The 25,753-nt window shown below is 63.5% G+C and carries 22 protein-coding genes; 16 read left to right on the top strand and 6 right to left on the bottom strand.

What is annotated here, in order from left to right; genetic code table 11:
• Position 1: 1 nt before the first annotated feature.
• On the bottom strand, positions 2–1,174 hold the full coding sequence (locus LMTR3_RS24665; protein ID WP_065747588.1) for a tetratricopeptide repeat protein: 1,173 nt from the start codon (positions 1,172–1,174) through the stop codon (positions 2–4).
• Between the two features lie 202 nt (positions 1,175–1,376).
• Between LMTR3_RS24665 and LMTR3_RS24660 the strand changes: the two genes are divergently transcribed.
• Positions 1,377–3,605, top strand: a complete 2,229-nt coding sequence (locus LMTR3_RS24660; RefSeq protein ID WP_065747587.1) for a CHASE2 domain-containing protein — start codon at positions 1,377–1,379, stop codon at positions 3,603–3,605.
• 106 nt (positions 3,606–3,711) lie between these two features.
• Here the strand turns inward: LMTR3_RS24660 and LMTR3_RS24655 are convergent, their stop codons facing one another.
• Positions 3,712–5,325, bottom strand: a complete 1,614-nt coding sequence (locus tag LMTR3_RS24655) for an ABC transporter substrate-binding protein (protein ID WP_245319986.1) — start codon at positions 5,323–5,325, stop codon at positions 3,712–3,714.
• Between the two features lie 205 nt (positions 5,326–5,530).
• On the opposite strand from LMTR3_RS24655, the gene LMTR3_RS24650 reads away from it, so the two are divergent.
• The 7 genes from LMTR3_RS24650 to LMTR3_RS24620 all read left to right on the top strand — a co-directional run bounded on the left by LMTR3_RS24650 (position 5,531) and on the right by LMTR3_RS24620 (position 12,916).
• Positions 5,531–7,189, top strand: a complete 1,659-nt coding sequence (locus LMTR3_RS24650) for an ABC transporter substrate-binding protein (protein ID WP_084029790.1) — start codon at positions 5,531–5,533, stop codon at positions 7,187–7,189.
• Between the two features lie 207 nt (positions 7,190–7,396).
• Positions 7,397–8,350 carry an ABC transporter permease gene (locus LMTR3_RS24645; protein ID WP_065747585.1) on the top strand — a complete coding sequence of 318 codons (954 nt, stop codon included), beginning with the start codon at positions 7,397–7,399 and terminating at the stop codon, positions 8,348–8,350.
• Between the two features lie 11 nt (positions 8,351–8,361).
• The gene (locus LMTR3_RS24640; protein WP_035728661.1) at positions 8,362–9,240 is read left to right on the top strand and encodes an ABC transporter permease; all 879 of its coding nucleotides are present in this window, start codon (positions 8,362–8,364) and stop codon (positions 9,238–9,240) included.
• Between the two features lie 4 nt (positions 9,241–9,244).
• The gene (locus LMTR3_RS24635) at positions 9,245–10,336 is read left to right on the top strand and encodes an ABC transporter ATP-binding protein (RefSeq protein ID WP_065747584.1); all 1,092 of its coding nucleotides are present in this window, start codon (positions 9,245–9,247) and stop codon (positions 10,334–10,336) included.
• Positions 10,333–10,530 carry a hypothetical protein gene (locus tag LMTR3_RS24630; protein WP_065747583.1) on the top strand — a complete coding sequence of 66 codons (198 nt, stop codon included), beginning with the start codon at positions 10,333–10,335 and terminating at the stop codon, positions 10,528–10,530. Before LMTR3_RS24635 ends, LMTR3_RS24630 begins: the two co-directional genes overlap by 4 nt.
• Positions 10,527–11,939 carry an Asp-tRNA(Asn)/Glu-tRNA(Gln) amidotransferase GatCAB subunit A gene (locus tag LMTR3_RS24625; protein ID WP_065747582.1) on the top strand — a complete coding sequence of 471 codons (1,413 nt, stop codon included), beginning with the start codon at positions 10,527–10,529 and terminating at the stop codon, positions 11,937–11,939. Before LMTR3_RS24630 ends, LMTR3_RS24625 begins: the two co-directional genes overlap by 4 nt.
• Positions 11,936–12,916 carry an ABC transporter ATP-binding protein gene (locus LMTR3_RS24620; RefSeq protein ID WP_065747581.1) on the top strand — a complete coding sequence of 327 codons (981 nt, stop codon included), beginning with the start codon at positions 11,936–11,938 and terminating at the stop codon, positions 12,914–12,916. Before LMTR3_RS24625 ends, LMTR3_RS24620 begins: the two co-directional genes overlap by 4 nt.
• A 234-nt stretch (positions 12,917–13,150) precedes the next feature.
• On the opposite strand, the gene LMTR3_RS24615 is transcribed toward LMTR3_RS24620, so the two are convergent.
• On the bottom strand, positions 13,151–13,390 hold the full coding sequence (locus LMTR3_RS24615) for a Sec-independent protein translocase family protein (RefSeq protein WP_065747580.1): 240 nt from the start codon (positions 13,388–13,390) through the stop codon (positions 13,151–13,153).
• Between the two features lie 136 nt (positions 13,391–13,526).
• Here LMTR3_RS24615 and LMTR3_RS24610 point away from each other — a divergent pair, with 136 nt between their 5' ends.
• The 3 genes from LMTR3_RS24610 (at position 13,527) to LMTR3_RS24595 (ending at position 17,275) form a co-directional block, all read left to right on the top strand.
• Positions 13,527–13,796 (top strand): GlsB/YeaQ/YmgE family stress response membrane protein, encoded by a 270-nt coding sequence (locus LMTR3_RS24610; RefSeq protein ID WP_065747579.1) that lies wholly within the window; start codon positions 13,527–13,529, stop codon positions 13,794–13,796.
• Between the two features lie 429 nt (positions 13,797–14,225).
• A complete protein-coding gene (locus tag LMTR3_RS24600) occupies positions 14,226–15,971 on the top strand; it encodes a type I secretion system permease/ATPase (protein ID WP_065747577.1) in 1,746 nt (581 codons plus the stop codon).
• Positions 15,968–17,275 (top strand): HlyD family type I secretion periplasmic adaptor subunit, encoded by a 1,308-nt coding sequence (locus LMTR3_RS24595; RefSeq protein WP_065747576.1) that lies wholly within the window; start codon positions 15,968–15,970, stop codon positions 17,273–17,275. The genes LMTR3_RS24600 and LMTR3_RS24595 overlap by 4 nt, the downstream gene beginning before the upstream one ends.
• Positions 17,276–17,421: 146 nt before the next feature.
• Here the strand turns inward: LMTR3_RS24595 and LMTR3_RS24590 are convergent, their stop codons facing one another.
• Positions 17,422–17,904, bottom strand: coding sequence for a CinA family protein (locus tag LMTR3_RS24590; protein ID WP_065747575.1), 483 nt, complete (start codon positions 17,902–17,904; stop codon positions 17,422–17,424).
• Between the two features lie 140 nt (positions 17,905–18,044).
• Here LMTR3_RS24590 and LMTR3_RS24585 point away from each other — a divergent pair, with 140 nt between their 5' ends.
• From LMTR3_RS24585 to LMTR3_RS24560, 5 genes are all read left to right on the top strand, one after another.
• Positions 18,045–19,124 (top strand): amidohydrolase family protein, encoded by a 1,080-nt coding sequence (locus LMTR3_RS24585; protein WP_065747574.1) that lies wholly within the window; start codon positions 18,045–18,047, stop codon positions 19,122–19,124.
• The gene (locus LMTR3_RS24580; RefSeq protein WP_065747573.1) at positions 19,121–20,230 is read left to right on the top strand and encodes an amidohydrolase family protein; all 1,110 of its coding nucleotides are present in this window, start codon (positions 19,121–19,123) and stop codon (positions 20,228–20,230) included. The genes LMTR3_RS24585 and LMTR3_RS24580 overlap by 4 nt, the downstream gene beginning before the upstream one ends.
• Positions 20,230–20,643: a Rieske (2Fe-2S) protein gene (locus tag LMTR3_RS24575; RefSeq protein WP_065747572.1), complete on the top strand. Its 414-nt coding sequence runs from the start codon at positions 20,230–20,232 to the stop codon at positions 20,641–20,643. The genes LMTR3_RS24580 and LMTR3_RS24575 overlap by 1 nt, the downstream gene beginning before the upstream one ends.
• A 505-nt stretch (positions 20,644–21,148) precedes the next feature.
• Positions 21,149–21,604, top strand: coding sequence for a VOC family protein (locus LMTR3_RS24565; RefSeq protein WP_065747844.1), 456 nt, complete (start codon positions 21,149–21,151; stop codon positions 21,602–21,604).
• Positions 21,605–21,931: 327 nt separating this feature from the next.
• Positions 21,932–22,522 carry a DedA family protein gene (locus LMTR3_RS24560; RefSeq protein WP_065747570.1) on the top strand — a complete coding sequence of 197 codons (591 nt, stop codon included), beginning with the start codon at positions 21,932–21,934 and terminating at the stop codon, positions 22,520–22,522.
• Between the two features lie 49 nt (positions 22,523–22,571).
• Here LMTR3_RS24560 and LMTR3_RS24555 read toward each other — a convergent pair whose 3' ends face one another.
• Together LMTR3_RS24555 and LMTR3_RS24550 are read right to left on the bottom strand one after the other, a co-directional pair.
• A complete protein-coding gene (locus tag LMTR3_RS24555; protein ID WP_084029806.1) occupies positions 22,572–24,548 on the bottom strand; it encodes a glycosyltransferase family 2 protein in 1,977 nt (658 codons plus the stop codon).
• The gene (locus LMTR3_RS24550; RefSeq protein ID WP_176721983.1) at positions 24,548–25,753 is read right to left on the bottom strand and encodes a hypothetical protein; all 1,206 of its coding nucleotides are present in this window, start codon (positions 25,751–25,753) and stop codon (positions 24,548–24,550) included. The genes LMTR3_RS24555 and LMTR3_RS24550 overlap by 1 nt, the downstream gene beginning before the upstream one ends.

Here is a 25,753-nt window from a genome sequence, read left to right as displayed (position 1 = left end):
ATTATGCAGGCGGCAGGCGCGGAATACCCAACCGGTCGACCTCAGTCAGCACCGCGGCAAGATTCTGGTGGCCGGCGCCGAAATGGCCCTTGTGTTCGCTGAGTGGGACCGTGTGAACGCCGGGTAGCCGGTAGTGCCGGTCGTGGACGAGGCATCGGTTGCGGATAAGTGGCCACAGCATCAGACCGAGCATGCGCTGGTCGTGGCCATATTTCGCGGTCGGCCCAAACTTGAAATAGCGTCGCATCAACTCGACGATGTCGATTCCGCAATCGGTGCGGCCGGCCCAGGTGCAGCCGATCATCAGTTCGTTGTGCATGACGTGATCGCGCACGGCGTGAAAGGGGTAGCCGCTCTCGATCCATTGCCGGACCAGATCGGCCTCGCCAGCGGAAAGCCGTGCGTCGCAATCGCGCACGAGGAAACGCCCGACCGTGCGATCGTTCATGACCAGGAAACGTTGAAACAGGCCGACGCTCGGATATTCGTCCTCGATGTTGCGGACGTCGCCGCCGTTTTCGCGCAGGAAGGCCACGCAGGCCGGTGGGACGGCGGCGTCGACATAGAACCGGCAGGTCCAGCCGGGATATATCGTGCGGCTGAGCACGAGGTTGATCATGGCTCCGTAACTATAGAAAGGCGCGGTCCCCCACAGTGAAAATGAAATGACGTTCGCGCCTGATGGCGGGCCATCGGGCTCCTTCAGGGAGAAAGGCGGGGGATTGTTGCAGGCCTCGGCATCCCGCAGCTCGAGCGCGCGTTGCCCGTAACGGATCGCCTCATTGGCTTTGCCGGTGTAAAAGGTCGCGACCTTGAGCGTGTCAAGGATCGTGAGATCGTCGCCGTGACGCTCGATGTAGCGCGACGCCTGCACGATCGTCTCGTCGTAGCGTTTCAGATTGGTCAGTGTCGCGATCCGTGCCTTCTCCAGCCGGGCATTGTCCGGCTGGTGCCGGTTCAACTCTTCGGCGAGTGCCAGCGCCGGCTCCCAATCGCGTTTCTGGAAGAACGCATCGAACAGCAATTCCTTGGCGACGAGATTCTGCGGATAGCTGACGGTGATGGCGCACAATTGGACGATCGCTTCGTCGTTCTTGCCGGCCCGCAGCAGTGAGCGAATGGCGTTGTAACGTTCCGCAGGCTGCGGAAGCGTCCCGCTCAGGAGGTCGGACATCGGTAGCTCGGGTCAGGGGTGACGCAATTTTTCAAATGATACGGCGTCATTTAATAGACGAACCGGCATCGGTGTTGAATAGTCAGTGTGGATTGGACGACACTGACCGCCCCCGCGGCCTCGATTCTTAGTCCGGATAATTAACAATGTGCCTCGTAGGAATTCGGTGCCGCAGTCCGGCCGGGCGTGATACCCAGGTACCATGAAGCGACTACGGACCTTGCCCAGGTGGTTCAAGCGGCGCATCGGCTACGCTCGACTGCTGTGCCTTGTGCTGCTGATCGGGTTTGCCTGGCTGCGCATTGCCGACCCGGCGCCGATCGAGGAAATTCGTATCAGGACTTTTGACGCTTTCCAGCGCATCGACCCGCGCAAGAAAACGGCAAGGCCGGTTACCATCGTCGATATCGACGAAAAGAGCCAAGAAAAACTCGGGCAATGGCCGTGGCCGCGCACCCGGCTTGCTGACCTCATCACCGAACTGACCCAGCTCGGCGCGGTCGTGATCGCGTTCGACGCGGTGTTCCCGGAGCCCGACCGTCTCAACCCCGCCTTGGCGGCGGACACCTTCCGCAATCTCGACGAGGAAACCCGCGCCAGGCTGCGCGCGCTGCCGAGCAACGACCAGATCTTCGCCGACGCCATCCGGAAGTCGCGCGTGGTGCTCGGCGAATCCGGCCTGCCGGAGGAAATCGCGGCCCTCGACAAGACGCTGCCGGTCACCGGGCTCGCGATGCTGGGAGAGGAGCCGCAGCGCTTCATGTTCGAATTTCCCGGCCTTCTTCGCAACGTTCCGGTGCTGGAACATGCCGCCGCCGGGCGCGGCCTGTTCACCGTCAGGCCCGAACGCGACGGCATTGTGCGGCGGGTGCCGATGATCATGCTCGCGCAGGGCCAGACCATGCCGTCGCTGACCTTCGAGATGCTTCGGGTGGCCACCGGATCCGGCACCATCCTGATCAAGGCGGAGAAGGCCGGCATCAAGAGCCTCGGCATCAAGGGCGTCCAGATCCCGACCGACCATAACGGCCAGCTCTGGGTCCATTATGCCCGCAACGATGCCTCAATCTACGTCCCCGCGATCAACGTGCTGGAGAAGAACGTCGCCCCCGACATGATCGCGGGCAAGCTGGTGCTGATCGGCACCTCCGCGGTCGGCCTCAATGACATCAAGACCACGCCGGTGTCCCGCGCCATGCCCGGGGTCGAAATCCACGCCCAGGTGCTCGAAAGCGCGCTGACCGGCGCGGTGATCTCGCAGCCGAACTATGGCATCGGCGTTGAATTCGCAGCGGCGATGTTGCTCGGGCTCCTCGTGATTGCGTTTGCACCCCTGTTCGGTCCGGTCTCGCTGGTCATCGTCGGGGGCGCGTTTGCATCCGTGCTGGTCGGAACGTCGGCATATTTTTACGCCCAGCATCGCCTGCTGATCGACTTCACCTATCCGTTGATGTCGACCACGTCGATCTACCTCACGCTGATCTTTTCCGCCTTCGTGCGCGAGCAGGCGCAGCGCCGCCAAATCCGCTCCGCCTTCGGCCAGTATTTGTCGCCGGCCTTGGTCGAACAGCTTGCGCAGTCGCCGGAAAAGCTGGTGCTCGGCGGCGAGGAGCGCGAGATGACCATCATGTTCTCCGACATGCGCGGCTTCACCTCGATCTCGGAGACCTACAAGAACGACCCGCAGGGCCTCACGGCGCTGATGAACCGCTTCCTGACGCCGCTGACCAACGCCATCCTCGACCGCAAGGGCACCATCGACAAATACATGGGCGACGCCATCATGGCGTTCTGGAATGCGCCGCTGGACGACAAGGACCACGAGCTCAATGCCTGCGAAGCAGCGCTCGACATGCTGGAGCGCGTCGACGAGCTCAACCAGGCGCGCGAGCAGGAGGCCAAGCAGGAGGGGCGTCCGTTCATTCCGCTCAATGCCGGCATCGGGCTCAATACCGGCGTCTGCGTGGTCGGCAACATGGGTTCCGACCAGCGCTTCGACTATTCGGTGTTCGGCGACAGCGTCAATCTCGCCTCGCGCCTCGAAGGGCAGTCGAAAGAATATGGTTTTCCGATCATTGTCGGCTCCAGGACCGCGCTCGCGGTCAAGGACAGGTTCGCCATTCTCGAGCTCGACTTCATCATGGTGAAGGGCAAGAAGGAGCCGGAGGTGATCTACGCCATCGCCGGCCGCGAGGACACCGCGCAGTCCGGCCGCTTCCAGCGCCTGCGCAACCTGACGATCGAGATGCTCGCCTGCTACCGCAACCGCGACTGGCACGGCGCGCTCGCGGCCATCGCGCGCGGCCGCAAGACCGACGAGGCAAATTCGCTGGAGCTGCTCTACAACCTCTACGAAGCGCGCATCCGCGGCTATCTCGAAGACCCGCCGCCGGAAGACTGGAACGGCGCCTTCGCACTGCTGACGAAGTAGCTTTCGTAGGGTGGGCAAAGCGAAGCGTGCCCACCATCACGAGCGCGGAGCAAAATGGTGGGCACGGCGCTGCGCGCCTTTGCCCACCCTACAATTCTACAATTTCTCACTCCAGCCCGATTTGCGTCAAATCCTGGAACCAGTGTTGCGCCTGCACGAACTTCTTCACCTTCGGCGACAGCGCATGCGGGTTGGTGTCGTGCACGACCCATACCAGCGTGGCGTCGTCGACGATCGCTGCATGCGCCTGCGCCAATAGCTCGTCCTGCTTGGCGACATCAAAAGTCTGCTTGGCCTCGTCGATCAGCGCATCGACCTTCGCACTTCTGTAGCCGCCCCAGTTGACGCCGACGGGCGCAATCTGGCCGGAGTGGAAGAAGCGGACGATGGCATAGAGCGGGTCTGACGTGACATAGGCGATGTTGTTGGAGGTGATGCCGGCGTTCATCTCGTCGGCCGCGCCCTTGCGCCAGGCCGTGTATAGCGTCTCGAGCTCGACCACCTTGAAGTCGATCTCGATGCCAATCTCCTTGAAACTCTGCTGCAGGAATTCGTTCATCGGCAGCGACAGCATCTGTCCGGTGCCGCCTTGCGCGATGACGAAGGTGGTCTTCAGCGGCTTCTCCTTCGAATAGCCGGCCTCCTGCAACAGCTTCTTCGCCGCCGCGACATCATATTTGAGCTCGAAGGACGGCTTGCCGAACCACGGGCTCGACGGGTCGACCTGGCCCTTGGCGGGTTTCGCCAGACCGTTCATCAGCCCGACCACTGCCTCGCGGTCGATCGCGAGGTTGAGCGCCTTGCGCAGGCGGATGTCGGTCCAAGGCGAGCCGGGCAACACGCTCAAGTGATAATTCCAGACATGCGGCGTGACGTTGTCGACGATCTTCATGCCGGCGGATTTGAGCTGCGGCACCGCGTCCGGCGCCGGCGTTTCGATCAGGTCGACCTGGCCGGCCAATAGCGCGTTGGTGCGCGTCAGCGCTTCCGGCATCGGGATCAGCACGATCTTGTCGGCCTTCGGAACCCGCTTCTTGTCCCAGTAATCGACGTTCTTTGTGAGCTCGGCGAGTTCGCGCGGCACCAGTTTTGTCAGTTTGAACGGCCCGGTGCCGGAGGGCTGGCTTGCGAACTTGTCCCAATCCTTGCCAAGCTTTTCATATTGCGCCGGGCTGGAAACCAGAAACCACAGCATCTGGTACGGAAAGAAAGAATCGACCGCCTTGGTCGTGATCTCGACGGTGGCGCCGTCGATCTTGGCGTAGCTCGCGACCGAGGGCAGGCGGGTCTTCACCTGCGCGCTCTGCCGCTTGTCGAACTGCGGTGCCTTGTCGTTGAGCACCTTGTCCAGATTCCAGATCACCGCGTCGGCATTGAATTCGCTGCCGTCGTGAAACTTGACGCCCTTGCGAAGCGAAAAGCGCCACTTCTTCTTGTCCTGCTCGTCCACCTTCCATTCGGTCGCGAGCCCGGGCACCAGCTTGCCGGGCCGGTGGGCCACGTCCATTTCCCAGGCCACCAGCGGGTCGTAGATCGTATAGGCCGAAAACTGATAGGCGCCGGCGCCGCGGTCGGGCTGGCCAGTGGTCAGCGGGATATCCGCCATGGAAATGCCGTAGCGCACAACGGTCTCGGCCTGCGCCGAAATCGTGGAGATGCCAAGAGCCAAACCCACGGCCAGAGTTGCGGCAGGAAGAAGCATCGAATTTCGGGTGCGCATGAATTAGGCTCCATCGGGCAGGGTCTGGAGCTAAAAATGCAAGCTTGGTGCCAGCTTAGGCATCCAACGTGCCTTGCATGCGCGCTTCACAAGGAGTTGTGCGGTCAAACGCATAGCCCGGAGGGAAGCATGCCGTTTGGCACAGGCGTTGCATACGGCTGCATAAGAATTAGTCACCGAAGCGTTGAGAAGGGGATTGCTGCAAATGCGTAACGACAAATCGAAGAAGACGGCCACCGCGTGGCTGCTGGCAACGGCGCTGGTGGTCGGGTTGCCGCAATTCGCAAGCGCCGAGACGGTGCTGCGGATCGGCATGACGGCTGCCGATATTCCGCGCACGCTCGGCCAGCCCGATCAGGGTTTTGAGGGCAACCGCTTCACCGGGCTGACGATGTATGACGGCCTGACGATGTGGGACCTCTCGTCCCGCGACAAGGCAAGCGTCATGATTCCGGGCCTCGCGACCGAATGGAAGGTGGACGAGGCCGACAAGAAGAAGTGGACCTTCAAGCTGCGCCCCGGCGTCAAATTCCATGACGGCAGCAACTTCAATGCGGACGCCGTGGTCTGGAACGTCGAGAAGGTGCTGAAGCAGGATGCGCCGCATTTTGACGCCAGCCAGGTCGGCGTCACCGCCTCGCGCATGCCGACGCTGGCCTCCGCGCGCAAGATCGACGACATGACGGTGGAATTGACCACCAAGGAGCCGGACAGCTTTCTGCCGATCAACCTGACCAACCTGTTCATGGCGAGCCCTGCCAAGTGGCAGGCCTTCTATGACAAGGCTGAAGGCGCCGACGCCAAGGCGAAGTCGCAGGCCGCCTGGGCGGCGTTCGCCAGGGACGCCTCGGGCACCGGCCCCTGGAAGATGTCGAAATTCACGCCGCGCGAACGGCTCGAACTCGTCAAGAACGAAGGCTATTGGGACAAGGGCCGCGTGCCCAAGGTCGACCGGATGGTGCTGCTGCCGATGCCGGAGGCCAATGCCCGCACCGCGGCCTTGCTGTCCGGCCAGGTCGACTGGGTCGAGGCGCCCGCGCCCGACGCGGTCAAGGAGATCAAGCAGCGGGGCTTCCAGCTCCAGGCCAACGAATCGCCGCACGTCTGGCCATGGCAGTTTTCGCGCATCGAGGGCTCGCCCTGGAACGACATCCGCGTCCGCAAGGCCGCCAATCTCTGCGTCGACCGCGAAGGGCTCAAGGAGGGCCTGCTTGCCGGCCTGATGGTGCCGGCGACCGGCACGTTCGAGCCCGGCCATCCCTGGCGCGGAAAGCCGACCTTCGAGATCAAGTATGACCTGAAGGCCGCCCAGAAGCTGATGCAAGAGGCGGGCTACGGCCCGAACAAGAAGCTGACGGTGAAGACACAGACCTCGGCGTCGGGATCGGGCCAGATGCAGCCCTTGCCGATGAACGAATATCTGCAGCAGGCACTGGCTGAATGCTACTTCGACGTTCAGCTCGACGTCATCGAGTGGAACACGCTGTTCACCAACTGGCGCCGCGGCGCCAAGGATCCGACCGCCAACGGCGCCAACGCCACCAACGTCACCTACGCGGCGATGGATCCGTTCTTCGCGCTGGTGCGCTTCCTGCAATCGTCGATGGCGCCGCCGGTCTCGAACAATTGGGGCTACATCAACAATCCCAAGTTCGACGAGCTGGTGACCAAGGCGCGCCAGACCTTCGACCCCGCCGCGCGTGATGCGGCGCTGGCCGAACTGCATGCGGCCTCGGTGGACGATGCGGCGTTCCTCTACGTCGCCCACGACGTCTCTCCGCGGGCCATGAGCCCGAAGGTCAAGGGCTTCGTGCAGCCGAAGAGTTGGTTCGTCGACTTCTCGCCGGTGTCGATGGCGCCGTGAGGTGAGCACATGACGCTTGCACCCTCTCCCCTTGTGGGAGAGGGTGGCTTCGATGCGAAGCATCGAAGCCGGGTGAGGGGTTCTCTCCGCGGACACGCCTCCCTCATTTGAAAGACCAGCATCCGCGGATGGAACCCCTCATCCGGCGCGGACCAAAGTCCGCGCCACCTTCTCCCACAAGGGGAGAAGGGAAGAAGAGAGTAACCCGTGTTCGCTTACATTGCCCGGCGTATCGTCTACGTCATTCCGATCGTGATCAGCGTCGCGCTGGTGTGCTTCCTGCTGGTGCACATCACGCCTGGCGATCCCCTGGTCGCGGTGCTGCCGGCGGATGCGTCGCAGGAACTCGCGGCGCAACTGCGCACCGCTTACGGCTTCGACCGGCCGCTGCCGGTGCAATTCGGCCTTTGGCTATGGCGCGCGCTCCATGGCGATCTCGGCAGCTCGATCGCGACCGGCCGCCCGGTGCTGTCGGAAGTCCTGCGCGCCGTCGGCAACACCGTCACGCTTGCGGTTGCCGCCGCGCTGATCGGCTTCACGCTCGGGCTGATGTTCGGCCTGATCGCCGGCTATTTCCGCGACACCTGGATCGACAAGGTCGCGACCTCCATCGCGATCGCCGGCGTCTCGGTGCCGCATTACTGGCTCGGCATGGTGATGGTCATCATCTTCTCGGTGCAGCTCAACTGGCTGCCCGCGGTCGGTGCCGGTCCCGGCGGCTCCGGTTCGTGGGGCTGGGACTGGGAGCACATGAAATACCTTATCCTGCCGGCGATCACGACCGCGGTGATCCCGATGGGCATCATCACCCGCACCGTCCGCGCGCTGACCGGCGACATCCTGAGCCAGGATTTTGTCGAAGCGTTGCGCGCCAAAGGGATGCGCGAATTGGACGTGTTCCGCCACGTCATCAAGAACGCCGCACCCACCGCGCTTGCGGTGATGGGCCTGCAGCTCGGTTACATGCTCGGCGGCTCGATCCTGATCGAGACCGTGTTCTCGTGGCCCGGCTCGGGCTTGCTGCTTAATTCGGCGATCTTCCAGCGCGACCTGCCGCTGCTGCAGGGCACGATTTTGGTGCTGGCGCTGTTCTTCGTCACGCTCAATCTGCTGGTCGACATCGCGCAGGCCGCGATCGACCCGCGCATCAAGCGGGGCTGACCATGACCGTGATGTCGGATACCGCCCTGCAAGCCGCGCCCGCGACCAAGGCGCGTGGCTATTGGGCCACCGTCGGCCGCCGCATCGCGCGCGACAAGGTCAGCATGGTCTGCGCTTTCGTGCTGGTGCTGATCTTCGCCTCCGCGCTGCTGGCGCCGTGGCTCGGCCTTGCCGATCCCTATCAGGGCTCGATGATCCGCCGGCTTCGCCATATCGGTACGCCGAACTATCCGCTCGGCACCGACGAGCTCGGCCGCGACATGCTGGCGCGGCTGATCTATGGTGGCCGGCTGTCGCTGATCATCGGCATTCTGCCGGTGATTTTCGCCTTCGTGATCGGCACCTCGCTCGGCCTCGTCGCCGGCTATGTCGGCGGCCGGCTCAACACCGCCATCATGCGTACGGTGGACGTCTTCTACGCTTTCCCGTCGGTGCTGCTGGCAATCGCGATTTCCGGCGCGCTGGGCGCGGGTATCGTCAATTCCATCGTCTCGCTGACCATCGTGTTCGTGCCGCAGATCACCCGCGTCGCCGAAAGCGTTACCACCGGCGTGCGTAACATGGATTTTGTGGAAGCCGCGCGTGCCTCCGGCGCCGGACCTTTTACCATCATGCGCGTGCATATGCTGGGCAACGTTCTCGGCCCGATCTTCGTCTACGCCACCGGCTTGATCTCGGTGTCGATGATCCTCGCCGCCGGCCTGTCATTCCTTGGCCTCGGCACAAAACCGCCGGAGCCGGAATGGGGCTTGATGCTGAACACGCTGCGCACCGCGATCTACATCAATCCCTGGGTGGCGGCGCTGCCGGGCGTGATGATCTTTGCGGTGTCGATCTGCTTCAATCTTTTGAGCGACGGCATGCGCAGCGCCATGGACATCAGGAACTGACGCAATGAGTGAGACGAGCTCGTCAGTTGGACATCTGGAGCAGGTCGAAGACATCGGCGGGGCGGCGCAACCGCTGCTGCAGGTCACTGGCCTGACCAAACATTTCCCGGTGCGCGGCGACCTGTTCAGCCCTCGCAAAACGGTGCGCGCGGTCGATGATGTGTCGTTCTCGATCGCCAAGGGCGAAACGGTCGGCATCGTCGGCGAATCCGGCTGCGGCAAGTCGACCACGGCGCGGCTTCTGATGCACCTGATGAAGCGCGATGCCGGCGACATCGTCTATGACGGCATGCAGGTCGGCCGCGCGCTGTCCCTGCGTGAATTGCGTCGCGGCATGCAGATGGTTTTTCAGGACAGCTACGCCTCGCTCAATCCGCGCCTGACCATCGAGGAATCGATCGCCTTCGGCCCCAAGGTGCACGGCATGGCCGACGCAGCCGCGCGCACGCTGGCGCGCGAGCTCCTCGGCAAAGTTGGCTTGCGTCCCGAAACTTTCGCCAACCGCTACCCGCACGAAATTTCCGGCGGCCAGCGCCAGCGCGTCAATATCGCGCGTGCGCTGGCATTGTCGCCGCGGCTGGTGATCCTCGATGAAGCGGTCTCGGCGCTCGACAAATCGGTCGAAGCCCAGGTGCTCAATCTGCTGGCCGATCTGAAGCGCGAATTCGGCCTGACCTATCTCTTCATCAGCCACGATCTCAACGTGGTGCGCTACATCTCGGACCGCGTGCTGGTGATGTATCTCGGTGAGGTGGTCGAGCTCGGCCCGGTCGACAAGGTCTGGGATGCGCCGGCACATCCCTACACGCGGGCGCTCTTGGCGGCCATGCCGTCGTCCGACCCTGATAACCGCACCGAGACGCCGCCGATCTCAGGCGATCCGCCCAATCCGATCGACCCGCCGTCGGGGTGCAGGTTTCATACCCGTTGCCCGTTTGCGGAGCCGCTCTGCGCAAATGCGACGCCAAAGCTCAGCGATGTCGATACAATGGGCCATCAGGCGGCGTGCTACATGGCCATATCCGGCTCCGGGCACAGCCGCGCACCGGCCAAAGAAAATGCCAAGAAAAATGACATGGGAGTAACCGCTGCATGACAAGACCCGATCCCAAGCAGGTCAAGGTAATGACCGACGTCGCGGGCGTGCCGCAAGATGCGGAAGTTTCCGCCCGCATCGCCAATTCCATCGGCCCAGCCTTTGACGGGTTTGCGCCCATTGCCGGCACGCTGCCGATGGATCTTGAGCCGGCGAGCTTCCTGCTGGTGCAGAACGCGAAGGTGTCGAAATGAGCGGCGAACCGGCCTTGATGTCAGCGGTCGCGGTCGCCAAGGCGATCGCCGGCAAGAAAGTGTCCTCGCGCGAAGTGACGCAATCCTGTCTCGACCGCATCGCGCAATGGCAGCCGCGCGTCAACGCCTTCATGATGATCGAGGCGGAGGAGGCACTCGCCGCGGCTGATGCCGCTGACGCCGCGCTCGCCAAGGGTCAAAATCTCGGTCCGCTGCACGGCGTCCCGATGGCGCACAAGGACATGTATTACGAGGCCGGCAAGGTCGTCACCTGCGGCTCCAAAATCCGGCGCGATTTCGTCGCGACGACGACCTCGACCGCGCTGCAGCGCCTGAAGGACGCCGGCTCCGTCAGGCTCGGCTCGCTGCAGATGGTCGAGTTCGCCTACGGGCCGACCGGCCACAACGTGCATTACGGCGCGGTGCGTAACCCCTGGAATGTCGATCACATCACCGGCGGCTCGTCATCCGGCTCGGGCTCCGCAGTCGCGGCGCGGCTGACCTTTGCCGCGCTCGGCTCCGATACCGGTGGCTCGATCCGGATGCCCGCGCATTTCTGCGGCGTCACCGGGTTCAAGACCACGGTCGGCCTGATCAGCCGCGCCGGCGCGATGCCGCTGTCGCAATCGCTCGACACCGTCGGGCCGCTGGCGCAAACGGTCGAGGACTGCGCGCTGCTGGTGGGATTGATGGCGGGCACCGATCCCGAGGATCCGACCACGTCCAATCGGCCGGTGCCGAACTACATGGCCGCAACCACAGGGTCGCTCAAGGGATTGAGGATCGGCGTACCGACTGCTTTCTATGTCGACGATCTCGATTCCGAAGTGGCGCGCGTGCTCGACGAGACCATTGCCACCCTCAAGCGCGAGGGCGCCGAAATCGTCAAGGTCGAACTGCCGGACCAGCGCCAGCTCACGGCCGCCTGCCAGATCGTGCTCGCCACGGAAGCCGCGGCCTTCCACAAGCGCTGGATGATCGAGCGTCCCCAGGATTACGGCGGCCAGGTGCTGATGCGGCTGCAGAACGGGCTCGCCATTCCGGCCGTGACCTATCTCGAAGCGATGCGCTGGCGCGGTCCGGCGCTGGCCGCCTACCTCGCGGCGGTGGAAGGAGCCGACGCCGTGATCGCGCCGGTCGCGCCGATGCCGGCGGCGACCATTGCCGAGAGCGATGTCGGCAACAGCCTGGAAGCGGAAGCCGTCATCCAGCGCATCACGCGCTTCACCCGCCCAATCAATTATCTCGGCCTGCCGTCGCTTTCGATTCCCGCGGGCTTCACCAAGAAGGGGCTGCCGGTCGGCACGCAACTGATCGGTCGCCCCTTCGATGAGGCCGGGCTGGTGCGGATCGGCGCGGCGTTCCAGCGCGCTACCGACTATCACCAGCAGGTACCAAAATTGGCATGAGCAACCTCGTCGATATCCGCGACCTCAACATCCGCTTCACCGGCGAACGTACGGTTCATGCCGTCAACGACATCTCGCTCTCGCTTGGCGAGGGCGAGGTGCTCGGCCTGCTCGGCGAATCCGGTTCGGGAAAAAGCGTGACGCTGCGCGCGCTGATGCGGCTGTTGCCGAAGAAGCGGACGCAGATTTCGGGCACTGTGAAGGTGTTGGGACGCGACGTGCTCGCAATGAACGACGAGGAGCTGTCGGCATTTCGCGGCCAGACCGTCTCGATGATCTTTCAGGAGCCCGCGCTGGCGCTCGACCCCGTCTACACGATCGGCCGCCAGATTGCGGAAACCGTGATCCGCCACGAAGGCAAGAGCGAAAAGGAGGGACTCGCGCGCGCGCTGGAAATGCTGGAGGTGGTGCGAATTCCCTCCGCCAAGCGACGCTTAGCGGCCTATCCGCACGAAATGAGCGGTGGCATGCGGCAGCGCGCCATGATTGCGCTTGCACTGGCCTGCAAGCCGAAAATACTGCTGGCGGACGAGCCGACCACGGCGCTGGACGCCACGGTGCAGATTCAGATCCTGCTGCTGCTCCGCGAATTGCAGCGCGAGTTCGGCATGTCCGTGATTTTCGTGACCCACGATATCGGCGTCGCCATCGAAATCTGCGACCGCGTCGCGGTCATGTATGCCGGCCAGATCGTGGAGCAGGGCCGCTTGCGCGACATCGTCCGCACCCCGGTGCATCCCTATGCCAAGGGGCTATTGGCCGCGACCGTCCACGGCGCAAAACGCGGCCAGCGGCTGGAGACCATCCCGGGCACGCCGCCCTCGCTCGACAAGGCGCCCGTCAGTTGTTCGTTCGCGCCACGCTGCACGGTTGCGCAGCCGCGCTGCAGCGAGCGTCTGCCGCCGAATGTGCAGGTATCGCCGGATCGAATGGCGCGTTGTGTGCTGGCAGAGCCGGAAGTTTCTGCTGCGACCTGAGAGGGTGGAGACTCCCTCTCCCGCTTGCGGGGGGAGGTGTAGGCGGCCTACGGCCGCCGTCCTTGGTTTAAGAACGCCGATGCGTAGCATCGGCTATGGGTGGGGGTCTCGCCGCGAGTCACGCCGTTCGTGTGGAGAACATCCCCACCTGCGTATCATCCAATCTCGCGGCGCCAGGTCCCGGCTCAGCGTCGCGTCACGCGTGCCGCGCCGCGTCCGGGACACGAGAATAATTCAGCCACCCAACCCGGGATCGGCCCATTGCTCGATCTGCGCTGGTCCCACGACCTGCTTCGGCTGATGCGGATTGAGCGTGCCGGCGCTGGCGGACCAGCCCTTGGCCAAAATTTGCATTGCAAACAGCTTGGCGTCGATTTCAGATTTGAAGGTGCGGGTCGAGCGAGCCATGCTCTCCGCAGTATTGTCCGTCTTGTCCGGACCAAAAGTCACATACCAAATATCGCTCTGTTTCATGCCGACATAACGCGGGTGACACACAAAAGTTCACTTCGCAGGTGCAGTTGACCGGCGCGCGGATTGCGGCTCGTCACATCGGACAATCGTGGATAGGCTGTCGTACGGCTTGCGCCGCAAAACCCGGGGGCTTCCCATGCAGATTTCCAACGAAGGCATTCTCGTCATTCTGTTTGTCGGCCTGGTGGCCGGCTGGCTCGCCGGCAAGATCGTGCGCGGCACCGGCTTTGGCATCATCGGCGACATTCTCGTGGGCATCGCCGGCGCGCTGCTTGCGAGCCTGCTGTTTCCCAAGCTCGGCATCCGTCTCGGCACCGGACTGGTGTCGGAGATCGTCTACTCCACCATCGGCGCCGTCATATTGCTCTTCATCGTCCGGCTGTTGCGGACTGGCGGGCGGTTCTAGCGCGGCGCTATTTCGCGCGGGCCACCGCATCTGCGATCCACTGCAGGAGGGCCGTGTCTTGATCAGCGGCGACATGCCGAGCATCACGCCAAGCTCTGTTCGGCAACCTCAAGCATCGCCAGGCCCGGCGGACTGCACCCACGGCATCGCCCGTTCCGCCGGCCTGCCGGCGGGCGTGGTAGGCGCCGGAAGCGGTGTCCTTCTCGATGCCAAGGGCGAGACCGGCCGGGTCTCGATTCGGTGATTCTGGTGCCGTTTCCGCGCCAGGCGAAGGCGGAACCCGTCAAATTAGCGGCCCAATCACGCGCATGCCGCCTCCAGCGTCATGGGGGTGAACTGGATCGGGGTTAACGTGACTTAAATAGACGGTGTCCGAAAACATCGGTAAAAGCTGCACGTCACCTGATCCTTTTGGAGAGACACGCATTTATGGCAGCCGCTCCCGGCGTCCGGCGTTCCGAACTTGGTGAGGCGCTGCGCGCCTGCCGCAACGCCTTTATCGGCGTTGGCGTCATGAGTTGCATGATCAATCTGCTGTACCTCACCGGCTCGATTTTCATGCTGGAGGTCTACGACCGCGTGCTGCCGAGCCGCAGCGTGCCCACCCTGGTCGGCCTCGTGATTCTCGCCGCCGGACTCTACATCGCCCAGGGCGGTCTCGACCTGATCCGCGGCCGCATTCTCGGACGTATTGGAACCGCGCTCGACGAAGCCATCAATGCGCGCGTGTTCGAAACCGTGGTGCGGCTGCCGCTGATGGTCGGCGCCCGTAACGAAGGCCTGCAGCCCTTGCGCGATCTCGACAATGTCAGGTCGTTCCTCGGCAGCATGGGGCCGGGCGCGTTCTTCGATCTGCCGTGGCTGCCGTTCTATCTGGCGATCTGCTTTCTGTTCCACTGGCTGCTCGGCGTCACCGCTTTGGTCGGCGCCGTCATTCTGGTGGCGCTGACGCTGATCACCGAGTTCCTGTCGCGCACACCGGCGAAGGAGGCGATGACGCTGGCCGCGCGGCGCAGCGATCTCGCCGCCACCAGCCGGCGTAACGCCGAAGTGCTGGTGGCGATGGGCATGTCCGGACGGCTGATGAGGCGCTGGAGCGAGGCCAACGAGACCTATCTGGCGGGCAATCAGCGCGCCAGCGACATCGCCGGCGGCCTCGGCGCGGTCGCCAAGGTCCTGCGCATGATGCTGCAATCGGCGGTGCTCGCGGTCGGCGCCTACCTCGTGATCCATCAGGAAGCCACCGCCGGCATCATCATCGCGGGTTCGATCTTGAGCGCGCGGGCGCTGGCGCCGGTCGATCTCGCCATCGCCCACTGGAAAGGTTTTGTCGCCGCGCGCCAGAGCTGGCATCGGCTTTCAAAACTCCTCCAGCAAATGCCGCCGGCAAATGAACAGACGCTGTTGCAGGCGCCCACGAAGCGGCTGTCGGTCGAGGCGGTCAGTATCGTGCCGCCGGGCGACCAGCGCGTCATCGTGCAGGACGTCAGCTTCGCCGTCGAGGCCGGGTCCGGCGTCGGCGTCATCGGTCCGAGCGGTTCCGGCAAGTCGTCGCTGGTGCGCGCGCTGGTCGGCGTCTGGACACCCGCCCGCGGCAAGGTGCGGCTCGATGGCGCGGCGCTCGACCAATGGTCGTCAGACGTGCTCGGCCGCCACATCGGCTATCTGCCGCAGGACGTCGAATTGTTCGCCGGCACCGTGGCGCAGAACATCTGCCGCTTCGACCCCGAGGCGAAATCGGAGGCGATCATTGCCGCCGCCAAGGACGCCGGCGTGCACGAGATGATCATCAAGATGCGCGAAGGCTACGATACCCAGATCGGCGAGCAGGGCACAGCGCTGTCGGCCGGGCAGGCGCAGCGTGTGGCGCTGGCGCGCGCGCTCTATGGCAATCCGTTCCTGATCGTGCTCGACGAGCCGAACTCCAACCTCGACAGCGAGGGTGACGAGGCGCTGACCCGCGCCGTGCGCGCCGCCCGCGAGCGCGGCGCCATCGTGGTCGTGGTGGCGCACCGGCCGATCGGCATCGAGGCCGTCGATCAATTGCTGGTCTTGAAGGACGGCCGCGTGCAGGCGTTCGGTCCCAAGGAAGCCGTGCTCGGCCAGGTGCTGCAGCGCGTCCCGTCGCCGCCGATCAAGATCGTGTCCGAAGCGGGAGCTGCGAAAAAATCATGACCGCGGACCTGAAAGGCGCGCGCCGCTCGATACGCTCGCATCTCATCGTAGGTCTGGCGCTGATGCTGGTCATTGCCGGCGGGTTCGGCGGCTGGGCCTCGACGGTGCAGATCTCGGGCGCGCTGATCGCGCCGGGTTCGGTGGTGGTCGATTCCAACGTCAAGAAGGTGCAGCACCCGACCGGCGGCGTGGTCGGCGAGGTCAGGGTGCGCGACGGCGACGTGGTCAAGGCGGGCGATGTCGTGGTGCGGCTCGACGAGACCGTGGTCAAGGCGAGCCTTGCCATCGTGGTCAAGACGCTGAACGGCTTGTGGGCGCGGGCGGCGCGGCTGGAGGCCGAGCAGCGCGGCCTCGACAAGATCAAGTTCCCGCCGCAGCTCTTCGATCGTGCCGACGATCCAGATGTCCGCGACATCATCGCGAGCGAAACCAAACTGTTCGAGGTTCGCGTGTTCGGGCGCGCCGGGCAGAAATCGCAATTGCGCGAGCGTGTTGCCCAGCTCAACGAAGAGATCGCCGGCCTCACCGCGCAAGAACAGGCCAAGGAAAAGGAAATCGCGCTGGTCGAGAAAGAGCTGGTCGGCGTCCGCCAGCTCTACGAGCAGCGCCTGATCCAGATCTCGCGCCTGACGATTTTGGAGCGCGATCTCGCCCGGCTGTCGGGCGAGCGTGCGCAATACATCGCCGCGCGCGCGCAGGCGAGGGGCAAGATCACCGAAACCGAACTGCAGATCATCCAGATCGACAAGGACGTCGTCAGCGAAGTCTCCAAGGATCTCCGCGAGACCAACGACAAGATCGGCGAGTTCGTCGAGCGCAAGGTCACCGCGGAGGATCAACTGCGCCGGATCGACATCCGCGCGCCGCAGGACGGCGTCGTGCTGCAGTCGACGGTGCACACCGTCGGCGGCGTCATCACCGCGGGCGACGCCATCATGATGATCGTGCCGAAGGCCGACGATCTCTCGGTCGAGGCCAAGGTCAATCCGCAGGACATCGACAAGCTGCAGATCGGCCAGAAGACACTTCTGCGGCTGTCTGCCTTCAACCAGCGCACCACGCCGGAACTCAACGGCGTAGTGACCCGCGTCTCCGCCGACGTCACCACTGACCAGCGCACCGGCCAGAGCTACTACACCATCCGCGTCTCGCTGCCGCCCGACGAGGTCAAGCGCCTCGGCGAGGTCAAGATCATTCCCGGCATGCCGGTGGAAGCCTTCGTGCAAACCGGCGACCGCACCATGTTCTCCTATCTGATGAAGCCGTTCAGTGACCAACTGATGCGCTCGTTCCGGGAGCGGTGAGGGTTGTCGCTGCGTAGGTTCTGTCGTCCCTGCGAACGCAGGGACCCATAACCACCTGATTTGGTTGTTGAGCCGAAGCCGTCGAACAGCGTGTCTCCAAAAAAACGCCGCGGCGTATGGGTCCCTGCGTTCGCAGGGACGACGTCTTACTTCGACAAATTCTCCAGCAGCAAATTCAACGCCGTGCTCGCAAATTGCTGCATGTTCGCCTGCCGGTCGGCGCTGCCGGTCTCCAGCGTGAACGCTTCGTTTTGCGGACCCGCGACCGCCACGCAGCTATGGCCCGCGGCATCGCCGTAGCGGTTGCCGGTTGGTCCCGTCGCGCCGGTTTCCGACAATCCCCAGTCGGTCGCAAAGCGCTGGCGGACTTGGGCGGCGAGCAATTTCGCGTATGGTTCGGATGCCGAGCGAATGCCCGTCATCGCCTCGTCCGGAATATCCATCAGCAGCCGCCGCGCTTCGCGGGTATAGACCACGGCGCCGCCGAGAAAATAGGCCGATGCGCCCGGCACCGACAACAGCGCCGCAGAGATCAGCCCGCCGGTGGAGGATTCCGCCACCGAAATCGTCTGTTTCCGCGCGATCAGTTGGGTCGCGATCTTTTCGGCGATCGTAACAAGTTCTTTCATTTCAACTCCTGCGCGCACGCCATTGGTCCAGTCATGCCTTCCTAACACAGGAGGGTTACGCTTGCCGAGTTGCGGCACGCGAGCCGCCCTGATTGAATGCCTCAAACAACTGCGTCGACGCGGCCATACGAGGAAACACCATGACGTCGCCGATCGCGGGTGGCGTGGACTGCGACCTGCATCCCGCCGTTCCGCATCTGACCAGCCTGTTGCCCTACATGAACGACTACTGGCGCGACCAGGTGACCACGCGCGGCATGACCGACTTGGTCTCGCAATCCTATCCCACCCATTCGCCGATCTCGTCGCGGCCGGACTGGCGGCCGGCGCAGGGCAAGCCGGGCGCCGATCTGGCCGACATGCAGAAGCAGGCGCTCGACCGGTTCGGCGTTCGTTTCGGCATCTGCAATCCGCTCTATGGCGTGCAGATGGTATTCTCCGAGGACATGCAGGACGCGTTCTGCCGCGCGCTGAACGACTGGCTGGCCAAAGAATGGCTCGACAAGGACGATCGGCTGCGCGGCTCGATCGTGATCCCGCCGCAAAGCGTCGAGAAGTCGGTCGCGGAGATCGAACGCTGCGCCAAGGATCAGCGCTTCGTCCAGGTGCTGATGCTGGCCATGGGCGACATGCCGCTCGGAAAACGCGCTTACTGGCCGATCTACGCCGCCGCCGAACGGCTCGGCCTCACTATCGGCGTTCATGCCGGCAGCGCCTATCACAACCCGCCGACCTCGATCGGTTGGGGCTCCTACCACATCGAGGACTACGTAGCCCAAGCGACCGCGTTCCAGACTCAGCTCACCAGCCTGATCGTGGAGGGCGTGTTCGCCCGCCATCCGAACCTGAAAATGGTGATGCTCGAATCAGGCTTCACCTGGCTGCCCGCCTACCTCTGGCGGCTGCACAAGTTCTGGCGCGGCATCCGCATGGAAACGCCGTGGGTCGATCGCGCGCCACTGGAGATTGTGCGCAGCAACATCCGCTTCTCGCTGCAGCCGGTAGATGCGCCGCCGGATCCCGCAACCCTGAACCGCCTGTTTGACCATATGCAGTCGGACGAATTGCTCCTATTCTCGACTGACTATCCGCACTGGCAATTCGACGGCGACGAGGCGCTGCCGCCGGGATTGTCGTCCGATCTGGTGCGCAAGATTATGATCGATAATCCGCTTAAGACCTACGGCCGATTGGAATTTGCGAAGGAGGCGACGCCGTGAACATTCAGTTCCGTGACCGTCCGGAGCCGTCAGCGTCTGTCAGTGTCAAATCAGCGATTGCCGATTGCGACATCCATCCGGCGCGCGCCACCAAGGACGAGCTTTTTCCGTTTATGGCAAAACGCTGGCATTCGCATCTCGAAACCTACGGCATCCAGGCCTATCACGGCATGATGGAGGGCCCGCCCTATCCGAAGGCGCAGCCCAACGCCTCGCGCCGCGATGCCTGGCCGCCGGAAGGCGGGCCACAGGGCTCCTCGCTGTCCTTCATGCAGAAGCAGCTTCTCGACCCGTACAACGTCGCGCTGGGCGTGCTCAATCCGCTCGCCACCGGGCAGGGCCTGCGCAACCAGGATCTGGCGGGCGCGATCTGCGCCGCGATCAACGACTGGCAGATCGAGAAATGGACCAGCAAGGACAGGCGCCTGAAGGCTTCGATCGTCGTTGCCAATGAGGACGGTCCCGCCGCCGCTACTGAGATCCGCAGGCGCGCGGGCGATCGGAATTTCGTGCAGGTGCTGCTGCTCAGCCGCAATGTCGAGCCGCTCGGCCAGCGGCGCTACTGGCCTGTCTACGAGGCCGCGCAGGAGATCGGCTTGCCGGTCGGCGTCCATGCCTTCGGCTTCGGCGGCAATCCGCTCACCCCGTCCGGCTGGCCAAGCTTCTACATCGAGGAAATGGTCGGCCACTCGCAGTGTCAGCAGACCGCGCTGGCGAGCCTCGTGCTCGAAGGCGTGTTCGAGCGCTTCCCGAAACTGAAGATGGTGATGATCGAGGCCGGCTTCGGCTGGGCGCCGTCGCTGGCGTGGCGGCTCGACAAGACCTTTGAGAAGCTGCACAGCGAGGTGCCGCATCTCAAGCGAAAACCGTCGGAATATATTCGCGACCACATCTGGTGGACGACGCAGCCGATGGAAGATCCGGAGCGCCGCGATCACCTGTTCCAGACCATCGAATGGATCGGTTGGGACAAGCTGTTATTCGCCACCGATTACCCGCATTGGGACTTCGATGAGCCGTCGCGCGTGTTGCCGGCCGGCGTCAGCGAAGCTAACCGCGAAGCGTTCTATCTAGGCAACGCCAAGAAGCTGTACGGAATTCCTTGATGGTTCGGCACGTCATTGCCCCGGTGGACGAATTGCCGCCGGGGACACGAAAATTCCTCGACATCGACGGCCGGCCGATCGCGATTTTCAACATCAAGGGCGAGTTCTTCGGCCTGCTGAATCGCTGCCCGCATCAGGGCGCGGCCCTGTGCGAGGGCCCGTTGATTGGCCTCGCGCAATCCTCCAACCCCGGCGAGATCGAGTATACAAAACTCGGCGAAATCATCCGCTGTCCCTGGCACGGCTGGGAATTCGACATCCGCACCGGCCAATCCTACTGCGACCCGAAACGCTTCCGCGCCCGCGCCTATCCCGTCAACGTCGAGCCGGGAGCCGCCGTGGTGAAGGGCCCGTATGTCGCCGAGACTATCGCCGTGTCGGTCGAAAGCGACTACGTGGTGGTGGATCTGTAGCGGCCGTCCGCTTCGAGGATGCAAATCCGGATGTGTAATTGCACGTCAGGAAATCCCAAGATTCCCTTCTCAGGCCCTTCGAAACGTCCTGGCTCATTGCCGATGCAATTGAGCATGCGTCGGTCATTTACACGCGGAACGCCGCGCGGCTGGTTCGGCAGCATCGGTTCGATGGCGGCCCGTTCGTAACCGCTGAGTTAGTAGCGCATGACTCGAGGAATCACGGCTACAGCGGTACGATCAACCCGAACTGGCGCCAGTAGCGCTGCCGCTAGTGCTCTGAATTGACTTCCCCTTTCGGCGACATGGCGACGTCGCCGGACCTGTCGTCGACTTGCTCCTGTCGCGAATGTGACGAAACAGACTGCGTCGCGGGCCAGCCCGCCTACCGTGCGACGGAGTGAGCTGGTAGTCTTGCAAGAGCGGAGGGCCGGTTGCCGGCAGCTCACCTGGCGGTGATAGGCCGGCGCAGCCAAGCGCGGCGTTGATGACAGGGAGTGACAAGATGATACTCAATCCGGATCATGTTACTATCGCAGTGGCAGACGCTGGCCCCGCGATCGAGTTCTTCGCGCTCTTTGGTTTCAAGAAGGATCACGTCGCGACGATCGACGGCGGCCTTCCCGCTAGGTATATGGGCATGCCGGACATGAAAGCGCAGCATATCACCCTGGCACTCGAAGGAGCGGTTCCTCATTTCGAAATCCAACTGCTTGAGTTCGACCCGCCCTCAGAGACCGATCCGGGTGCGCACCCGACGAACCTGCGAAAAAGGGGCTTCAATCACCTTGCGTTCCGCGTCGACGACATTGAGGCAGCCACCGCGCACCTCGTGGCCAACGGCGTAACCGTGCTGAGCGACGAGATGGACTACATTAGCCGAAAACTGCGGCTCTTCGAGGGTCCCGAGGGCATCACCCTCGAGTTGGTACAGTGGGGCGGCCCAGTCACTTCTGGCTAGGGCCTCTAACTAGCGATCCGAAGTCACCCTGAGCAGCCGTGCTGTCGCCTTCTGGCCCATCGCGTTATTTCGCGGCTCTGCGGAATTTGGTTGCTATCGGGGCATGGCGGACATCGATCAAGCCGCACCGATCAATCTCGATTAGTAGGTGCGCGTCCTAACCCGCGTACGGCCCGCCTCACCTGCAAGCACGCTCGGCGTGCAAAGCCGTCGGCTGTGGGCCCGCCTATTGGGCTTCCGTGTCCTTCCGCGGGGTGCTAGCGTTCAAACCGAACCCACTCTTCTGGGGGGGAAATATCGCCATGCACGAATTTGGGTGGGCCTGTATTGCTTTTTCCGACCGATCTGACCTCATTTCTGGAGCTCATCCGCCAACACGGCGATGCTGCCTACAGCCTGATGTTCGCCTATGCGGCCTCGCATAGCCTACTGCTAGCGCTGTTTGCGGGCTATGCCGCTCATTCGGGCGTGTTGGGTCTTGGTAAGCTCATCGTGGTCTGCTGGTTTGGCAGCTTCGCTGGCGACGTGATTCGCTTCTGGATCGCGCGACGTTATGGCGTCCGCTGGTTCGAACGTTTTCCGCGCATCGAGCGCACGCTGCAGACCGCGGCCCGGCTGACGGACCGGCACTACGGCTGGATGATTCTGCTTCATCGGTTCCCGCACGGTATTCGCGGGGTCGCGGGTTTCGCCTACGGCATATCGCGGCTGCCCTGGTCCACTTTCCTGGCACTCAACTTCGGCGCGGCGGGCCTTTGGTCCTGCACCGTTGTCTCGGCCGGATATGCGTTCGGTCAGTTCTCGGAGAAGTCCATCAGCAATGCCTCATCGGGGCTGGGCATCGTGATGTTGGTCGCGTTCCTCGGCCTGTCCTGGTTGCTCAGCAGGAAGCTCGATCAGATCGCAGAGCGGTACTGAAGCACGGTGCGCTCGCCTGTAATGATGTCGATGGGACGTACATACCGCCTCAGGTGCCGACGAATCCCCGTCGCAGCAATCCGGTCAGCGCGCCGCGCAGGCTGGCTTCATTGGCGATGTTGCCGCGAGATGTGCTGAAAAGCCGAACGACCAGCCGCTGATATTGTTCGGCCGTAGGTTCAAGGCGCGCCAGCACGGTCTCGCGGAATCGCGAGACCGTTGATATGTCGGTCCATCCCAACCCTTCCAGATGAATCTGATATCGCCAGCCCGCAAGCTCGAGGGCGTTGCCGGCCGGACCCGAGAAGCGCACCGAGGTCGGCGACACCGCGAGCAGGCGACACGACAGGATTTTCCCTTCGCCCGACAGCCAGGCGGGCTCATCCGTTTCGAACACGTCGCCAGGACGGGGCAATTCGAAGCAGACGAGAAGCGCGATGAAGGCGATCAGCATCGCGATGCCGGTCCACAGCAAATTGAAGAAGTCGAGCGACGAAATCTCGCTGGCCGCATAGGGCGAGATGAACGCCCAAATGATGCTGGCGGCAGAACTTGCAGCGATCAGTCCGAAGATCGCTGCAAGCCTCCAATGCACGCGTGGCGTCGAGCGGTCGCCGCCCTTGTCGGTGATCTTGAACGGGCGGCCGAACGGCTTGACGATGGCGCTGAAGAGCGTTGCGGTCACCGCAAAGCAGGTGACGGCGTGGGTGGCCTCCATGAATAACGGCAGCGTTCGCCCGCGCGAGATCCAGCCCATGTAGATGATTTGACCAAGCAGCGCCGGCACGCCGTAGCGCAGGAAGGTATGGTAGTCGGCTTCGAAGGCGGGCAGGCCGCCGAACCAGTAGATCGTCGGCGCGATCAGCAGCAACACCATGAATGGCTTGCTGAGCCAGTTCAGCACCCCGTGAAAATAGTGCCAGCGCTGGGTGAAGCTGAAGCCGCGGCCGACCAGCGGGCCATTGCGGAGCAGGGCAACCTGTACGGTGCCAAGACACCAGCGCGCGCGCTGGGTGATGTACTCAGGGATGCCTTCGGCCGAAAGACCGAAGCTGAGCGGTTCGTTCAGCCACCAGGTACGGTAGCCGTGCACGAGCATCGTGTAGGTGAGATTGATGTCTTCCGAAATCGCTTGCTGCGGGAAGCCGCCGATCTCGTCAAGCCGGTCGCGGCGAACGACAAAGGAAGTGCCGACGCAAAACGAGCAGCCCCACGCGTCCTTGGCGGGCTGAAAGACGTCGAAGAAGAAGCGTTGATCGTCGACCCAGCTCTTCCCGGCGAGCAGATTGTGCTGGATCGGGTCGGCGTTATGGTAAAACTGCGGCGTCTGCACGATCGCCACCTTTGGATCGGACAACAGCAGACCGACCGTACGTTTCAAGAAATCCCGCCGTGGCGCAAAATCGGCGTCGACCACCAGGATGACGGGCGCATTGGTCTCGCGCGCGGTCGCCGTCAGTCCGTTATTGAGATTGCCGGCCTTGGCGCCGTTGTTGTCTGGCCGCGTCACATGACGAGCACCGACTTTTTCGCAATACTCCCGCAGCCAGTCGCGCCTGGTGTCGTCGAGCACCCAGACCGTCGCATTGGGATAATCGAGCGCCAGCGCGCTGAGGATCGATCGTTCGAGGATTTCGAGCGGCTCGTCGTAGGTGCAGATGAAGATGTCGACGGCGGGGAAGCCACGCGATCCGGATAGTTCACGTTGCGCCGCGTCGGCCTGCGCGGAGCGATCGGTGCTGCGGAACAGGATGACGATCGAGATCAGCGTGTAGAGAATGGCAAGAAATTCAAACGAAATGAACAGCCGTGGCCACAGGCTTTCGGCCGACAGCGCAAACGGCGGCAACGTATCGTTCCATCGCCAGAGCGCGTAGAGGATCAGAAGGGCTGAAGTCGTGATGCCGAACAGGATACGGTCCTTGGCATGCAGCGGATCCAGCAGCCGCGCCATCACCAGAAGCCCAAGGAAGATTCCCATATCGATGGTGAGGATCGATAGGTCATCGCCGGCGCTCGGGAACATCATCGTATCTTTTCCCCGGTGAACGGATTCCAACCCGTTTCGGCCAGCGCCGCCCACGCCGTCGCGCCGAGGTGCGGGCGGCGGTAGTAGAAGAAGTCGGGCACGGTGCCGGTGGGATCGATCGACAACCCCGTCGTCAGTCGCGCGGTGCGCGCGGCGTTGAGCAGGCCGGAGCGTGTTTGATCGGCCTTCAAATTGGCCAGCAGCCGATCGCTCTGCGGCGTGTCACCGCTGATCCGGTAGGCCAATGCCGCCTGCGCCGTTCCCTCGACCCAGACGCCGTCGCGGTCGCCGTTGAAATCGAAGCCGCCGTCAACCGCCAGGTGAGCTTGCGCGAAATCAAGCGTGCTTCGCCAGGCCGCAGGCGCATCCGGCACGGCCATCCATGGCCAAAGCTGAGCGTCGAGCGCGAGCAGGCCTTCATCCGCAGGACTGCCGTCGGGCTTCGTGCCGAGCAGAAAGTGATTTCCGCGGAAGCTACGATCGAGCAGCCGCCGGGCCTGCCCGGCCGCGTCGGCGTATTTTGGCTCGCCGGTCAGGCGGAACAGCCAGCTCGCGGCGGCGTGGACGTCGGCATTGTGCTCGGTCGACATCCAGGTGAGCCTGACCTGCTGCGGATCGTAGCTATGAACGCCACCGCAGAACCCATCGCCGCAGGCGGTCGTGGCGATGATCCAATCGACCAGGCTTCTGGCGTCGGCGAGATACTGCCGATCGTGCGTCGCCTGGTGCAGCGTCAGCAGCGCCAAGGCCGCCCATGCAACGTTGCCGGTCGAGGTGCCGTCCTGCGCCGCATCCTCGGCCCAGATCCTGGCGTGCTCGTCCCACCATCCCGGCAGATTCGGAGCTCCGTTGCCAACCGGGCCCGCACGATAGGCGTTGCGAACCCGATGATCGTGAAAAGTCCGGTCCTTGCGGGCTGCCCGGCTCAACGCGTTAGCGATCGGTTTGGCATCCGGCACGTTGCCGCAAGCGATCAGCGCAATGACGGCGAGCGCGTTGTCATAGACAAACGCCGTCGTGGCAATGCCCGCCGGCAGGTTTGCTTCGCCAGCGCCGGGTTCATAACTGCGGATGAAGACGGCATCGGCCTCGCCGGTCAGCGGTGCCACCGCCTTGTTCAGCCCGGCGCAAAACGGGCCGCCCTTTTCCGGCTGCTTGCTCGCAGCCGGCGTCGAACCCAGGACCATTGCACACAACGCCAT

Origin of the sequence: Bradyrhizobium sp. LMTR 3 (assembly GCF_001693485.1) — a bacterium.
GTDB lineage: Bacteria > Pseudomonadota > Alphaproteobacteria > Rhizobiales > Xanthobacteraceae > Bradyrhizobium.
Note: the sequence above shows the minus strand (reverse complement) of the source record. Positions and strands in the feature narration are given on the sequence as shown.

Bases quoted from the DNA above. Each gene is read 5' to 3' on its own strand.
- LMTR3_RS24665 (WP_065747588.1), bottom strand. From the start codon at position 1,174: ATGTCCGACCTCCTGAGCGGGACGCTTCCGCAGCCTGCGGAACGTTAC.
- LMTR3_RS24660 (WP_065747587.1), top strand. From the start codon at position 1,377: ATGAAGCGACTACGGACCTTGCCCAGGTGGTTCAAGCGGCGCATCGGC.
- LMTR3_RS24655 (WP_245319986.1), bottom strand. From the start codon at position 5,325: ATGCGCACCCGAAATTCGATGCTTCTTCCTGCCGCAACTCTGGCCGTG.
- LMTR3_RS24650 (WP_084029790.1), top strand. From the start codon at position 5,531: ATGCGTAACGACAAATCGAAGAAGACGGCCACCGCGTGGCTGCTGGCA.
- LMTR3_RS24640 (WP_035728661.1), top strand. From the start codon at position 8,362: ATGTCGGATACCGCCCTGCAAGCCGCGCCCGCGACCAAGGCGCGTGGC.
- LMTR3_RS24635 (WP_065747584.1), top strand. From the start codon at position 9,245: ATGAGTGAGACGAGCTCGTCAGTTGGACATCTGGAGCAGGTCGAAGAC.
- LMTR3_RS24630 (WP_065747583.1), top strand. From the start codon at position 10,333: ATGACAAGACCCGATCCCAAGCAGGTCAAGGTAATGACCGACGTCGCG.
- LMTR3_RS24625 (WP_065747582.1), top strand. From the start codon at position 10,527: ATGAGCGGCGAACCGGCCTTGATGTCAGCGGTCGCGGTCGCCAAGGCG.
- LMTR3_RS24620 (WP_065747581.1), top strand. From the start codon at position 11,936: ATGAGCAACCTCGTCGATATCCGCGACCTCAACATCCGCTTCACCGGC.
- LMTR3_RS24615 (WP_065747580.1), bottom strand. From the start codon at position 13,390: ATGAAACAGAGCGATATTTGGTATGTGACTTTTGGTCCGGACAAGACG.
- LMTR3_RS24610 (WP_065747579.1), top strand. From the start codon at position 13,527: ATGCAGATTTCCAACGAAGGCATTCTCGTCATTCTGTTTGTCGGCCTG.
- LMTR3_RS24600 (WP_065747577.1), top strand. From the start codon at position 14,226: ATGGCAGCCGCTCCCGGCGTCCGGCGTTCCGAACTTGGTGAGGCGCTG.
- LMTR3_RS24595 (WP_065747576.1), top strand. From the start codon at position 15,968: ATGACCGCGGACCTGAAAGGCGCGCGCCGCTCGATACGCTCGCATCTC.
- LMTR3_RS24590 (WP_065747575.1), bottom strand. From the start codon at position 17,904: ATGAAAGAACTTGTTACGATCGCCGAAAAGATCGCGACCCAACTGATC.
- LMTR3_RS24585 (WP_065747574.1), top strand. From the start codon at position 18,045: ATGACGTCGCCGATCGCGGGTGGCGTGGACTGCGACCTGCATCCCGCC.
- LMTR3_RS24575 (WP_065747572.1), top strand. From the start codon at position 20,230: ATGGTTCGGCACGTCATTGCCCCGGTGGACGAATTGCCGCCGGGGACA.
- LMTR3_RS24565 (WP_065747844.1), top strand. From the start codon at position 21,149: ATGATACTCAATCCGGATCATGTTACTATCGCAGTGGCAGACGCTGGC.
- LMTR3_RS24555 (WP_084029806.1), bottom strand. From the start codon at position 24,548: ATGTTCCCGAGCGCCGGCGATGACCTATCGATCCTCACCATCGATATG.
- LMTR3_RS24550 (WP_176721983.1), bottom strand. From the start codon at position 25,753: ATGGCGTTGTGTGCAATGGTCCTGGGTTCGACGCCGGCTGCGAGCAAG.